10 protein-coding genes are annotated in these 12,913 nt (G+C 54.4%); 9 read left to right on the forward strand and 1 reads right to left on the reverse strand.

The features are described from left to right. Nucleotides 1-93 precede the first annotated feature (93 nt). Entirely contained in the window at nt 94-651 is a 558-nt protein-coding gene (locus B9P63_RS16595) for a histidine phosphatase family protein (RefSeq protein WP_085310873.1), read from the forward strand. 593 nt (nt 652-1,244) lie between these two features. Here the strand turns inward: B9P63_RS16595 and B9P63_RS16600 are convergent. Continuing rightward, complete coding sequence (locus B9P63_RS16600) at nt 1,245-1,667, reverse strand: MarR family winged helix-turn-helix transcriptional regulator (RefSeq protein WP_085310875.1); 423 nt, start codon at nt 1,665-1,667, stop codon at nt 1,245-1,247. A gap of 96 nt (nt 1,668-1,763) precedes the next feature. On the opposite strand from B9P63_RS16600, the gene B9P63_RS16605 reads away from it, so the two are divergent. From B9P63_RS16605 to B9P63_RS16640, 8 genes are all read left to right on the forward strand, one after another. Then, on the forward strand, nt 1,764-2,891 hold the full coding sequence (locus tag B9P63_RS16605; protein ID WP_085310890.1) for a substrate-binding domain-containing protein: 1,128 nt from the start codon (nt 1,764-1,766) through the stop codon (nt 2,889-2,891). Between the two features lie 130 nt (nt 2,892-3,021). Then, entirely contained in the window at nt 3,022-4,650 is a 1,629-nt protein-coding gene (locus tag B9P63_RS16610; protein ID WP_085310892.1) for a flotillin family protein, read from the forward strand. A 47-nt stretch (nt 4,651-4,697) separates the two neighbouring features. Next, a complete protein-coding gene (locus B9P63_RS16615; protein ID WP_085310877.1) occupies nt 4,698-5,918 on the forward strand; it encodes an urea ABC transporter substrate-binding protein in 1,221 nt (406 codons plus the stop codon). A 69-nt stretch (nt 5,919-5,987) separates the two neighbouring features. Further along, nucleotides 5,988-6,854, forward strand: coding sequence for an ABC transporter permease subunit (locus B9P63_RS16620; RefSeq protein ID WP_085310879.1), 867 nt, complete (start codon nt 5,988-5,990; stop codon nt 6,852-6,854). Then, nucleotides 6,854-7,879, forward strand: coding sequence for a branched-chain amino acid ABC transporter permease (locus tag B9P63_RS16625; protein ID WP_085310881.1), 1,026 nt, complete (start codon nt 6,854-6,856; stop codon nt 7,877-7,879). The genes B9P63_RS16620 and B9P63_RS16625 overlap by 1 nt, the downstream gene beginning before the upstream one ends. After that, nucleotides 7,872-8,588, forward strand: a complete 717-nt coding sequence (locus tag B9P63_RS16630; protein WP_085310883.1) for an ABC transporter ATP-binding protein — start codon at nt 7,872-7,874, stop codon at nt 8,586-8,588. Before B9P63_RS16625 ends, B9P63_RS16630 begins: the two co-directional genes overlap by 8 nt. After that, on the forward strand, nt 8,588-10,960 hold the full coding sequence (locus tag B9P63_RS16635) for an amidase (RefSeq protein WP_085310885.1): 2,373 nt from the start codon (nt 8,588-8,590) through the stop codon (nt 10,958-10,960). The genes B9P63_RS16630 and B9P63_RS16635 overlap by 1 nt, the downstream gene beginning before the upstream one ends. A gap of 12 nt (nt 10,961-10,972) precedes the next feature. Next, nucleotides 10,973-12,736 (forward strand): AMP-binding protein, encoded by a 1,764-nt coding sequence (locus B9P63_RS16640; protein ID WP_085310887.1) that lies wholly within the window; start codon nt 10,973-10,975, stop codon nt 12,734-12,736. Nucleotides 12,737-12,913 lie beyond the last annotated feature (177 nt).

Genomic DNA, 12,913 nt, shown 5'->3' on the forward strand with positions numbered 1-12,913 from the left:
CACGGACAAGTCTACCAAAGTGTGTGTTTGAAGGCGTTTTGAAAATCACAACATGCACGCTACATAAGCCTCACTGACGCAAGGGGGGCTCATATGTGCCGTAAAGTATTCGCTGCATTACTATGGCTGTTCATGGTTAACGCATCCTATGTGAGTGCAGAAACACAGACGCTTGATGATGCTGTTAAAGCTATCAATGCAAATGTGCTGTTTATGCGTCATGCGCTCGCGCCCGGCTTTGGGGATCCAGAAAGCTTCACTGTTAAAGAGTGTGCGACACAGCGCAATCTGAGTGATCAGGGTAGGGATCAAGCTAGGCGTATAGGGGCGGCGCTTAAGCAGGCAGGCTTTGCATTTGATGAAGTGCTTTCCAGCGAATGGTGCCGATGCAAGGAAACTGCACGCCTTCTGGACCTTGGCGATTTCCAAACTTTTTCTGGACTGAACTCATTCTTCCAATCACATGCGCCAAAAGACGAAACACTTGCTATTCTTAGACGTAAATTAGACGGGCTTTCGGAAAACACGTTCACACTGATGGTGACACATCAGGTGGTCATTCAGGCTATTACGTCAAATAGCGTCAGCTCTGGTGGACTGGTTGCCTACAACACGTTCACACAACAAGCGGTAAATGCCAACATAGACTGATTGTGCGAGCAACAGCCAACACAGTGTCCAACACAGCGAATCCACAGTCAAAATAGTCAGCAACACGGCAAAAAGTGTGTTTAAGGTGTGTTTTTGAATCACACAACTTTAGCGCGCAATGCGCTCAGATAAGTCATTGATATTGTTGGTAAAAATGGTGCCCAGGGGCGGAATCGAACCACCGACACGAGGATTTTCAATGGAAACGGTGTAAATTATTGACTTATAATCAATGACTTAAGTGGTAATATTTTAAGTGTGTGCGCGAGTGTGTTTTTGATGTCTTTTTGAGGGTAGGGCGGAAACGCTGTGTTGAACACGGTAATCTTAAGAGTTTGATTCTAACACACTGTTCAACATTCAAAAAGACGCAAGACTGGACACAGACTAAATGAAGTGGACGTTCACTCGGACTATTGTTTATGGCCGAAGTGCGGACAAACCGAGCATTCGCTGCGGGTGAGCCAATGACTGCATTGCGCCCTTTGCGATCGCTGTAAAAATACGTCTTGGGCGAAACGAGTAAGTTTGTTGCACTAGCGAGATGGTCGTCAGTAACAAAAACTAAGTTGATGGAAACGTATTAAGCGCAATCAACTGAGTTGGGACAAAAGTTGGATCAGTAGCGCACCGTCCTTGGTATCAAATTGCTCCGCCAATGCACGATCTTCGTCTTCGACATCTTGTCGGACTTGAAGCATCCGCCTCCGTCCTAAGTTGGTCAAAAGCAGGTTGATCTGGCGTTGATCGGCGGTTGCGATCTGCCGATGGACCAATCCATCAGACACCATTCTGTCTACGAGCTTACTCAACGCGGGCGGATTGAGCAGCGCCTGCTTTGCTAACTCTCCCATGGAAAGTTTGGTACCTGCGTCAAGGCATTCCATGACCCGCCATGCCTCAATCTGAATGCCATGCTTTTTCAGGCGAACAGTCAGCGCTTGCGTAACCGACCTATGCGCCGCGGCCAGTGCGTAGGATAGGTGGTTGCCAAGAGGGTTAAGCTCGGTCGTCATTCTCAGCCTCGGTAAATCGTTCAAAGTGAAATTAGTTGACTTGGAAAGCAAATTCAATTGCAATGTGCCAATTCGCCGTGCAAACTTGAGAAGGATGTGGCCCTGGGACGCCTCACAGCAGAGCTGGCTCTTCCAATCGAACTCGCGGATTTGCGCGAGAGCGGCCATTTGCACGCGCAAGGCAGTTTCAACGTGGCGCTTCTAATTCCGATGTGTGGACCTGCTGGCATTTGGGCGCCGTCTTGCATTTCGAGCGCGCAAGTCGCCGCCGCAGAGTTGAACCGCACCAACGGGATTCAAGGTCGCCGGGTTCAGTTGATCATGATTGATGCCGCACTTGAGGCCGGTGAACCCATTGAAGAAATCATCAACGAACTGATCGAGCTTGGCGCAATTGATGCGATTGTCGGAATGCATCTGAGCGCGGTGCGCCAAAGGTTGTCCAAAGTGGTGCGCCAACGCATTCCCTACATCTACACCCCGCTTTATGAAGGCGGCGAAACGACGCCGGGCCTCTTTGCGATTGGCGAGACCCCTCAGGAACAACTCGGCCCTGCGATGGCGATGCTTCAGCAAGCGTTTCGACCCCGCAAATGGGCACTGATCGGGAATGATTACGTCTGGCCGCGCAGCTCGCACAGTTTTGCCAAGACCTGCCTGAGGCAGATGAATGTGGATTTGGCGATGGAGTGCTATGTGCCATTCGGACTGCCCAGCATGACTGATCTGGTCGATAGGTTGGAAGCGTCGGGCGCCGACGCTGTGCTTGTGTCACTGGTTGGGCAAGATGCCGTCGATTTCAATCGCGTGTTCGGTCGTCGTGGCCTGCATAAATCGATATTGCGTCTGTCCTGTGCGCTTGAGGAAAATGGCTTGATGGCCTGCGGTGAGGGGAATCTAGAGCGGTTGTTTTCTGTCTCTTCGTACTTTGGGTCCATTTCCACCGATGCGAATGCCTGCTTCAAAGAGCGCTATTATGCGATGCATGGGGAAATCGGGCCCGCGTTGAATGCGCTTGGACAATCAACTTATGAAGGCTTGCATTACTTGTCAGCGCTCTTGCGCGACTTTGGCGACATTTGGCGCGAACGTTCCACGCAGGACGGTCTGCCTGTGATTCACGAAAGTGGTCGCAGTTTTGAGCGAAATGGCAAGAGAGAGCGCCCGTCCATCTACCTAGCGCGTGCGGATGGTGTACAATTTTGCGACTTTAAGGTGCTGTAATATAATAAACATCCCGATATTATTTTCCTATTCAAATAAAATGCTTGAAATGGAAAATAAAATCTCACACCGTAGCATCAACTGATTTGATGCGCTGGCCTGTGTGCCGGACGCGGTGGGGGAACTTATTTTGTACTGGCTCTTGGCTCTCGTCATATTGGCAATCGCTCTGCTGATCGGCATCTGGTTTCTTCAGCGATTTTACGCAAAAGCATCGTTGGAAAGCGCGCTTGTGCGCACCGGCATGGGCGGGCGGCGCGTGATGACGGACGGTGGCTGTGTGGTGCTACCGATCGTGCATCAATCACTGCGCGTATCGATGCAGACCAACACTGTAACCGTGTCACGCACAGGGCGCGAGGCGGTGCTCACATCCGATCCGCTGCGCGCCGACATCACTATGAAGTTCGAGCTGCGCGTCGCCTCAGATACCGACAATATCGCTACCGCAGCACAGGCCTTTGGCAATCGCATTGCGCGTGGCGGCGAAGCATTTGAGGATGCGCTCGCAGGTCCTTTGGCCAACGCGATCCAGACCGCTGCTGCATCGCGCGATTTGAACAATATCCACCTAGAGCGCGCTGAATTCACCCAAGAGGTCGCGCGCGTTGCCTCTGAGCACGCTGGGCGGTTGGGACTAGAGCTGGTGACAGCCGCGCTTGTCTCCATTGATCAAAGTGATTTCGCAGGGCGGGATGAAAACAACACCTTCAACGCACGCGGCATGCGCCGTTTGGCGGAGATGGTCGCAGAAGAACGCAAGGCCCGCATTCTTGTTGAAACGTCCACAGAAACCGCCGTTCGCGAACATCGTTTGGCCCAGCATCAGCGCCAGATGGAGCTGCAACGCGCAGAGCGTGAAACAGAGATTGCCCAGCAAGAACACTTGACCAAACTGGAGGCCGAAGCAGAGAGCCGAGCGTCGCAAGCACACTCAGAGGCGCGGCATGCCTCCGAGACCAGTCGCATCCAGCAAGAGCAAGAAACAGAAGCTGCAAAAGTCACCAGCGATGAAGCACTTCGCAAGGTTGAGATGCGCGCGCTGCTGGAGCTGGAAGAAGCGAAAATTGCCAACGGGATCAAGCTGTCGCAATCGCGCACCAAAGAGGCAAAAGCACAAGCAGAAGAGGAAGAAGCCCGCGCGCAAGTAATTCTAGCGGCCGAAAACGTGCAGGCGCAAAAGGAACGCGCAGTCACGATGCGCGAAATGGAAATCGCCAAACTCAAGCAAGATCGCGATATCGAACTTGAAGGCGCACGCGTCACAAGCGACGTCAACACGCTTCTTGCCAAAGCACAGGCAGACGCATCGGTCCGCACCGCCAGCGCACATGCTGAGCAATCCGCGATGGAGGCCGAGGCGGCAGGCAGAGTTGCCCTGAATTCAGCAGAGAACACGCTCAGCGATGCGGTGATCCGCATGCGCCTAGAAGAACGCAAGCTCGACAAAATGCCCGAGATCATGACCCAGATGATGAAGCCTGTGGAGAAAATCGACTCGATCCGCATCAACCAGATCAGCGGACCCGGCGGCGGTTCTGGCTCTTCTGGCGGCGACGGCGTCGACAGCGCCTTTGGGGCCGCGATGGACCAGATACTCGGAATGGCCGTGCGCCTGCCTGCGATGAAGCAAATGGGCGAAGAGATCGGCTTGGATTTTGACGTCCCCACCGCAGGGCGAACGGCAGATTATGCCAACCGCATTAAGGCCAAAGACGAACCTAAACCCACCTCTAAATCCGAAAAACCCAAAGAGTGATCGCAAGATCAGCTCTTCCCCTCAAACCAATCAACGGAGGACTTTTTATGTCTCTGAACAGGCGAGAACTACTTGGCGGCGCAGCAGCGCTTAGCACCGCAGCGATGTTACCCAGCGCATCAATGGCGGCGGATACGATCCAGTTGGGATCAATCCTCGACACATCCGGCATCTTTGACGCCTATGGCAAACCGATGGATCAAGCGATGCGCTTGGCTGTGAAAGAGATTAATGATGCAGGCGGCTTGCTTGGCAAGCAGGTCGAAGTTGCCGCCTACGACACCCAATCTGACATGGCGCTTTATTCGCAATATGCGCAGCAACTGACCCGTCAGGACAAAGTCGATGTTGTTCACGGCGGCATCCTGTCTGCCTCGCGTGAAGCGATCCGTCAGACCATGCGCAAGACCAAGACCTTGTACTTCTACAACGTTCAATACGAAGGCGGCGTCTGCGATCGCAACATATTTGTGACGGGCGTGACCCCCGCGCAGCAAGTCGAGGTGCTGGTGCCTTATGCGATGAAAAAATCTGGCCCCAAGGTGCATATTCTTGCGGCTGATTATAACTATGGCCAGATCACCGCACGCTGGATTCAGAAGTTTGTCGAAGACAATGGCGGCGAGGTTGTTGCGACTGATTTCTTCCCGCTCGACGTTGCTGATTTCGGCTCTACTATCACAAAGATCCAGCAAACAGCGCCGGATCTGGTGTTTGCCCCACTCGTGGGCGGTGCGCATCTGTCCTTCTTCCGCCAATGGTCGGCAGCGGGCATGAAAGACAAGGTCCCCCTCGCGTCGACGACGATGGGCGTAGGCAATGAGCATAAGGTCCTGACGCCTGAAGAAGGCAACGGCATCATGGTCGCCTACAACTACAGCCAAGAGCTGGAAACACCCGCCAACATCGCGTTCAAAGCAAAATGGCAGGCTGAGTATGGCGATACAACTGCGATCCATGAATTGGCCGTGTCTACGTATCAAGGCATCATGCTTTGGGCCGCAGGTGTGCGCAAAGCCGGCAGCGTCGAGCGCGACGCAGTCGTGGATGCGCTTGAGACTGGCATTTCCATCGAGGGTCCAGCAGGCAAAGTCACCATTGATCCGCAAACCCACCATGCTACAGTCGATGTGCACATAATGGAGTTTGAAGGCCAAGGGATGACCGTGATCGAAACCCTGCCTCAACGCGCGCCAATTGACACTCAGGCCGTGTGCGATTTGCAAGCCAATCCCGGCGACAACACCCAATACGAGATCGAAATCTGATCTCTTTGGGTTCTCCCTGTCAGGGCGGTGCGAGCCGCCCTGATCTTCTCCTTACAGACGTTGGGCACTATGGACCTCAGTTTCGTTATTCTTGTTGAAGTGCTTTATGGCGTCGCGTCGCTGGTGTTGATCAGTGCCGGACTGGCCGTGGTGTTCGGGATGATGAAAGTCATCAACCTTGCGCATGGTGAATTCATGATGATGGGCGGCTATGCGACAATCACCGCTGTCGGGCTAGGTGTGAATGTCTTTGTTGCCATGCTCGTTATCGCGCCCCTTGTCGTTGGGTTGATCGGATTGATCGTCGAACGCTTGGTGATCCGCCATCTATATGGACGCTTGGTCGATACGATGCTGGCCACTTGGGGTCTTAGCCTCGTTTTTATCGGGCTGGCGACGATGATTTTCGGCAATACAACGACAGGTATCTCGACCCCGATCCCCGGCTTTGCGGTCGGTGGCTATCAGGTCAACGGCTACAACTTTTTCATCATCATCGTGACCATTGTGCTGGTCATTGCCATGTTTGCTGTATTGCGCGGCACACGCGCTGGCTTGATCGCACGCGGCACGATGCAACGCTCTGATATGGCGGCTGCACTCGGCTATAGTCCGGATCGCATTTACATGATGACATTCTTCTGCGGCTCGGCCTTGTCCGGACTTGCAGGTGCCGTTTTGGCCCCTTTGGTCGGCCTCGTTCCCACTTCTGGCGGGGCTTATATTGCCAAAGCCTTTATCACCGTGATCGCGGGTGGACCTTCGCTGATCGCGGGTCTCGTGAGTTCTGCCACCTCGTTCGGCCTCGTCAGCCAGTTCTTCACATTCGCAATCTCGCCGGTCATCGGTGAAGTCGCGCTATTGATCGCCGCTGTCGTCCTGCTGCGCACCATGCCGCAGGGGATCACCGGTCGCTTCTTCAAAGGCAAATTGTGATGGGCCGTAGCGCGTCGCAAGATGTGATGATCACGCTGGTGGTTTCGGCTATGCTGATTTGGCTGCTACCGTTGATGATCAGCACATATACGCTGACTGTGCTCGTGATCTACGGCATGCTCGGCCTTAGCCTTGGGCTGATCTGGGGCTTTGGCGGGATCTTATGCTTTGGTCAGGCAGCCTTCTTCGGTTTGGGTGCCTATACCTACGCCATCGCTGCCATCAACATTGGCGAGAGCACGCTGCCTATGATCCTCGCGGTTCTGGTGCCTGCGGTATTCGCGGCACTGCTCGGGGCGATGATGTTTTACGGGCGTCTGACGGATGTTTATCTAGGTGTCATCACGCTGGTCGTCACGCTGATCTTGTTCAAATTTGTGAACTCGACCGCTGGTCCGCAATACGTGATTGGCAACGCGCGCTTGGGCGGTTTCAACGGCATCCCCGGCTTTCAGACGCTCAACGTGCCGGGTGATCCTGGCGCTTATATCTGGGGTGATCCCTATTTCTATGTCTGCGCGATTGCGCTGGTGATCGTGTTTTTATTAGTCACTTGGCTGCTGCGCTCATCATTCGGACGCATTGCCGTTGGCATTCGAGAAAACGAAGTGCGCATGGGCCTGATGGGCTATGACGTCGCCGCACGCAAAACTGTGTTGTTTGCGATTGGGGCTGCAATTGCGGGGCTTGCAGGTGCGCTGTTCGCCAATTGGGGCGAGATCGTCACTCCCAACTTGTTTTCGCTGGGTCAATCAGCGGAGATCATTATTTGGTGCATCGTGGGCGGTCTTGGCACGAGGTTTGGGCCGATAGTTGGGGCAGCCGGTTTGGCATACCTCAAGTTCATGCTGGGCCAGCAAAGTATGATCGACAATACGCTAGTCATGGGTCTGATCCTTGTGCTGTTTGTTTTGTTCTTACCGCGCGGTCTGGTGCCAGCAGTTGCGTCGCTTTTGAACAGCATTTTTGGCCGCACAAAGCGCAAGCCAAGACCTCGCCGAATGAGGAGAGCGCGGCATGGTTGAAACGGTTTTGGAAACCAGCGGACTGACGATGCGGTTTGGCGGTGTAACGGCAAGCGATAATGTCAATTTCAAGCTGAAAGCACGCGAGTTGCGCTGTTTGATCGGACCTAATGGTGCGGGCAAATCGACCTTCTTTAAATGTGTGACGGGATTGCTGACACCAACCGAAGGCCACGTCTATATGCGCGGTCAAGAGGTTACAGGATGGCAACCGCATCAGATTGCCTCGCTCGGCGTAGGCATCAAAACCCAGACACCGAACGTCATGGACGCGCTCAGTGTACATGAAAATATCTGGCTGGCGGCTCGGCGCTTTTACAACGTTGTTGAGGCCCGAGAGCGCGCGGATTCGATCATTGATCGATTGGCATTGGGCGCAATTGCACGCACGCAACTGGGACAGTTGGCCCACGGCGAACGCCAGCGCGTCGAACTGGGGATTGTAGCGGTAGCCGACCCTTGGCTCGTGCTGCTCGATGAACCCGCCGCTGGAATGAGCGCGCAGGACGTTGATCGCATGACCGAGATCATCCATGAACTCACTCGCTTCGCAGCCGTCGTAATCGTCGAGCACGACATGCAATTTATCCGCTCCATCGCGCAAACCGTGACCGTATTCCATCAAGGGGCTGTGTTGATGGAGGACCATGTCGAACGAGTCATGTCGGATCCCCAAGTGCGCGCCGTTTATCTAGGAAAGAAAGCGTGATGTCTAAAGATCGCGAAATATTGCTATCCGCCAAAGGGTTGTCCGGTGGATATGGCCGCGTGCCGATCTTGCATGGCATTGACCTTGATGTCGCCGAGAACGAAGTTGTCGGCGTGTTAGGTCATAACGGCATGGGCAAGACGACGCTTTTGAAAACTCTGATGGGCTTTCTCCCTGCAAGTTCGGGTCAAGTTCGCTATGACCAAAACGATATCACGCGGCTTGCGCCCAATGAACGCAGCCAAATGGGCCTGGGCTATGTGCCGCAAGGGCGCGGCATCTTTCCGCAACTTTCTGTGCGCGACAACTTACGTTTTGCTTGGCACGATCATGGCGCTGGTTCTGAGCATGATGTGATCGAAGCAGTGCTCGCTGATTTCCCACGCCTCTCTCGCTTGCTGGACCGCGAGGGCGGGGCCTTGTCGGGGGGCGAGCAACAATTGCTCTCACTGGCGCGATGCCTAATGGGCGATCCGGACTTCCTACTGCTTGATGAGCCCACGGAGGGCATCCAACCTTCCATCATCGAGGAAATGTCCGAAACCTTGTTGACGCTGCGCCAAACTCGCGGGCTGTCTATTTTGCTGGTTGAGCAGAACTTTGACTTTATCGCTGACCTGTCTGACCGCGTTTTGGTGTTGGAGCGTGGACGGATCACAGGCGAGCTGACGCGCGAAGAGCTGTCAGATCAATCTAAGGTCGATCAATTTTTGGGCTTTGGTGCCGCGCGCGGCACACGTCAAAAAACCGCGCGAGTGAAGACCCGAGCTGCTGCGCCACAACGCACGGAAACTTTTGCCCAGCAACCGAGCGCTACAGCGCCCACCCGATCGCAACCCTCAGTCTCAACGGTGACAGCAATGACTATCAAACGCCCAACTCTTGCTCAAATGCGCACCATGGCCGAACGGTTTGGGATGAGCCTGTCGGACGAAGATCTGAGTGAGTACACCGAGATCATCGAGCCTTACATGCAGGCCTATGACAGGTTGGACGCGATGCCCGACAACCTGCCCGAAGTGCGCTATCCACGTAGCCCAGGCCGTTTCCCTGATCCAAGCGAAAACTCGTTGAATGCATGGTATGTAAAGACGGAAGTGCGCGGCGCACCAGATGGTAAATTGCGCGGTAAGCGAATTGCGCTAAAGGATACAATCTGCCTTGCAGGTGTACCCCTGATGAACGGTTCATCCATCATGGAAGGCTACACGCCAGAAATTGACGCCACTATCGTCACGCGAATGCTCGACGCGGGCGCTGTCATTGCAGGCAAAGCACATTGCGAGAACTTTTGCCTCTCTGGCGGTTCGCACACCAATGCCAAAGGCCCAATCCATAACCCATATAAACGCGGCTATATGGCAGGCGGCTCCTCTGCTGGATCTGCTGCATTGGTTGCCGCAGGCGAGGTGGATATGGCAATTGCTGGCGATCAAGGCGGCTCTATCCGCATTCCGGCATCTAATTGCGGGTGTTACGGGATGAAACCTACACATGGACTGGTGCCCTATACAGGCGCAATGCCGATTGAACAAACCATCGACCACCTTGGCCCTATCACTAACAGTGTCGCAGATAATGCTTTGTTATTAGAAGTATTGGCAGGCGAAGACGGCCTTGATCCACGCCAGTACAAACCGAAGGTCTATAGCTACACCGAGGCATTGGGTCGCGGCGCGCATGGACTGCGCATTGGCGTTTTAAGTGAGGGCTTTGGCCACCCCAATTCAGAAGCGGACGTTGATCAAAAGGTGATGCAGGCCATCGAGCGTTTCCGCGAGCTCGGCGCGCGCGTTGAGGATGTCTCGGTTCCCGAACATCACACCGCGATGGACGCATGGACTGCAATCACTCTTGAAGGGCTGCAAGATGGCATGATGTGGGGCAATTCCACAGGGACCAATTATCGCGGTCTCTTCCTACCCTCAATGACCGATCACATGTCACAATGGAAAGGCCGCGCGGACGAGCTGAGCCATTCGTTAAAGGCCTGCATGTTCGTCGGGGAGCATTTCCAGCAACAATATCGCGGGCGCTTTTACGGTAAAGCGCAAAACATTATGCGCCGGTGCAATGAACGGTATTTGGCCGCGCTCAAGCAATATGACCTGTTGCTGATGCCGACGCTGCCAATCAAACCCCAGGAACATCCGCCTGCCGATTGCTCGCTGAGCCTGTACGTGCAGCGCGCTTTTGAAATGGTGCCGAACACGGCCCCCTTTAACGGAGGCTTGCCCGCGATGAGCATCCCTTGCGGCTTTAGCGAAGGGCTGCCAATCGGATTACAATTGGTCGGGCCACACTACGGCGAAATGAAAATTTATCAGGCAGCCCACGCCTTTGAGCAATCAGGTGATTGGCGCGATATGTAAGGAGCCCTCACGATGACTATCCTGAACGAGAGTATTGCAAGCCGAATCCAGAATTTTGGGCTGGAACAAGATGTATCTGCGCAAAGTAATCTCGCGCCGCGTGATGGAAAATCATATGTGCAAGGCGCGAAACATCCTGAACTTGCCTACGCCACGATCCCGCAGCTTTTGCGCGATGCCGTGTCGCGATATGGCCCACGCGATGCGCTGATCTTTCCAGAGGCACGGCTGAGCTACTATGATCTTGATCGCGCCGTAGATGCATTGGCAGCGGGTTTTCTGGCACTGGGGTTGGAAAAAGGGGATCGCCTTGGCATCTGGTCGCCAAACCGGCTTGAGTGGGTTCTGACCCAGTTTGCCACCGCACGCATTGGCGTGATCTTGGTGAACATCAACCCTGCGTATCGCTTGTCTGAATTGGAATACGCGCTGAACAAAGTGGGTTGCAAAGCCTTAGTTTTGGCGCGGTCTTTCAAGTCCTCTGAATACCTTGAAATGATCCACACTTTAGCGCCAGAATTGTCGCAGGTTGAACGCGGGCGGCTACACTCGGTAAGATTGCCAAACCTGCGCCATGTGATCGTGATGGACGATGCGCCAGAGGGTAGCGGTGTCTGGGCCTTTGCCGAGGTGGCAACGCTTGGTGGGCCAGCTCAGCAGCTGCGCCTGCCCGAGATCGACCGCACGCTTCAACCGGATGACGCGATCAACATTCAGTTCACCTCTGGCACAACCGGACAGCCGAAAGGCGCAACGCTTTCGCACTACAACATCGTCAACAATGCGCGTTTTGTGACTGATCGGATCAAGCTGACAGAGAACGACCGCCTCGCCATTCCAGTGCCGCTTTATCATTGTTTCGGCATGGTCATGGGCGTTCTCGGCGGTGTAAGTAAAGGTGCCGCACTGATCTTTCCGGGTGAAACGTTTGATGCGAAGCAAACGCTTCACGCACTCGCCACTGAGCGTTGCAGCGCCCTTTACGGCGTGCCAACAATGTTCGTTGCGATGCTACAGGAGCTGACCGACGCACCGCGCAATCTGTCCGCTTTGCGCACAGGAGTTATGGCGGGCGCACCTTGCCCGGTTGACGTGATGAAACAGGTCAACGACCAGATGCACATGAACGAGGTCACGATCTGCTATGGCATGACCGAAACCGCACCCGTATCGTTCCAGAGCTTTGTTGATGACACCACCCAGCGGCGCTGTGAAACTGTTGGGCGCGTGCATCCGCATCTGGAGGTCAAGATAGTCGATGAGGCGGGTCAAATCGTGCCAGTGGGCATCCAAGGTGAGCTGTGTACGCGCGGTTATTCGGTGATGAAGGGCTACTGGGAAGAGGCCGCACGCACATCGGACGCCATTCGCGACGGTTGGATGCATTCAGGCGATCTTGCGGTGCTAGACGTTGGCGGATTTTGTACGATCACGGGCCGAGTGAAGGACATGATCATCCGTGGCGGCGAAAACATCTACCCGCTAGAGATCGAAGAATTCCTGTTCAGCCACCCCAATGTGAGCGAAGTCCAGGTCTTTGGCGTACCCGATACGCGATTAGGCGAAGAGGTTTGCGCTTGGGTTGTGGCTCAAAAAGGTGGCGACGTTTCACCCGAAGCACTACGCACGTTCTGCGCAGGTCAGATCGCTCACTTCAAAGTGCCCCGCCATATTCGCATCGTCGACGAACTTCCGATGACAATCACTGGCAAGCCACAGAAATTCGTCATGCGTGACCGGATGATTGAAGAGTTGAGTAGTGGCTCTGCTGATTGATAAGCCTGAATTAGGACATCACAGGCCCGATTATTAGGATCACCATTGAAATTCCACGACCTGTCGGCAAGCAACTGCCGTAAGTCGCTTAAAAAAGTATAAATAGCTGCTTTCTACGGAATTCTGCCATTGGTGCGCCTTGCAGCATCGGTCCGATTGGGCTCTTGGACGAAGCCG

This window comes from Planktotalea arctica (genome assembly GCF_002105285.1).
Classification (GTDB): Bacteria; Pseudomonadota; Alphaproteobacteria; order Rhodobacterales; family Rhodobacteraceae; genus Planktotalea; species Planktotalea arctica.

Coding starts and splice junctions, on each gene's coding strand:
- B9P63_RS16630 (WP_085310883.1), top strand. CDS start 7,872: ATGGTTGAAACGGTTTTGGAAACCAGCGGACTGACGATGCGGTTTGGC.
- B9P63_RS16625 (WP_085310881.1), top strand. CDS start 6,854: ATGGGCCGTAGCGCGTCGCAAGATGTGATGATCACGCTGGTGGTTTCG.
- B9P63_RS16620 (WP_085310879.1), top strand. CDS start 5,988: ATGGACCTCAGTTTCGTTATTCTTGTTGAAGTGCTTTATGGCGTCGCG.
- B9P63_RS16595 (WP_085310873.1), top strand. CDS start 94: ATGTGCCGTAAAGTATTCGCTGCATTACTATGGCTGTTCATGGTTAAC.
- B9P63_RS16600 (WP_085310875.1), bottom strand. CDS start 1,667: ATGACGACCGAGCTTAACCCTCTTGGCAACCACCTATCCTACGCACTG.
- B9P63_RS16640 (WP_085310887.1), top strand. CDS start 10,973: ATGACTATCCTGAACGAGAGTATTGCAAGCCGAATCCAGAATTTTGGG.
- B9P63_RS16615 (WP_085310877.1), top strand. CDS start 4,698: ATGTCTCTGAACAGGCGAGAACTACTTGGCGGCGCAGCAGCGCTTAGC.
- B9P63_RS16635 (WP_085310885.1), top strand. CDS start 8,588: ATGTCTAAAGATCGCGAAATATTGCTATCCGCCAAAGGGTTGTCCGGT.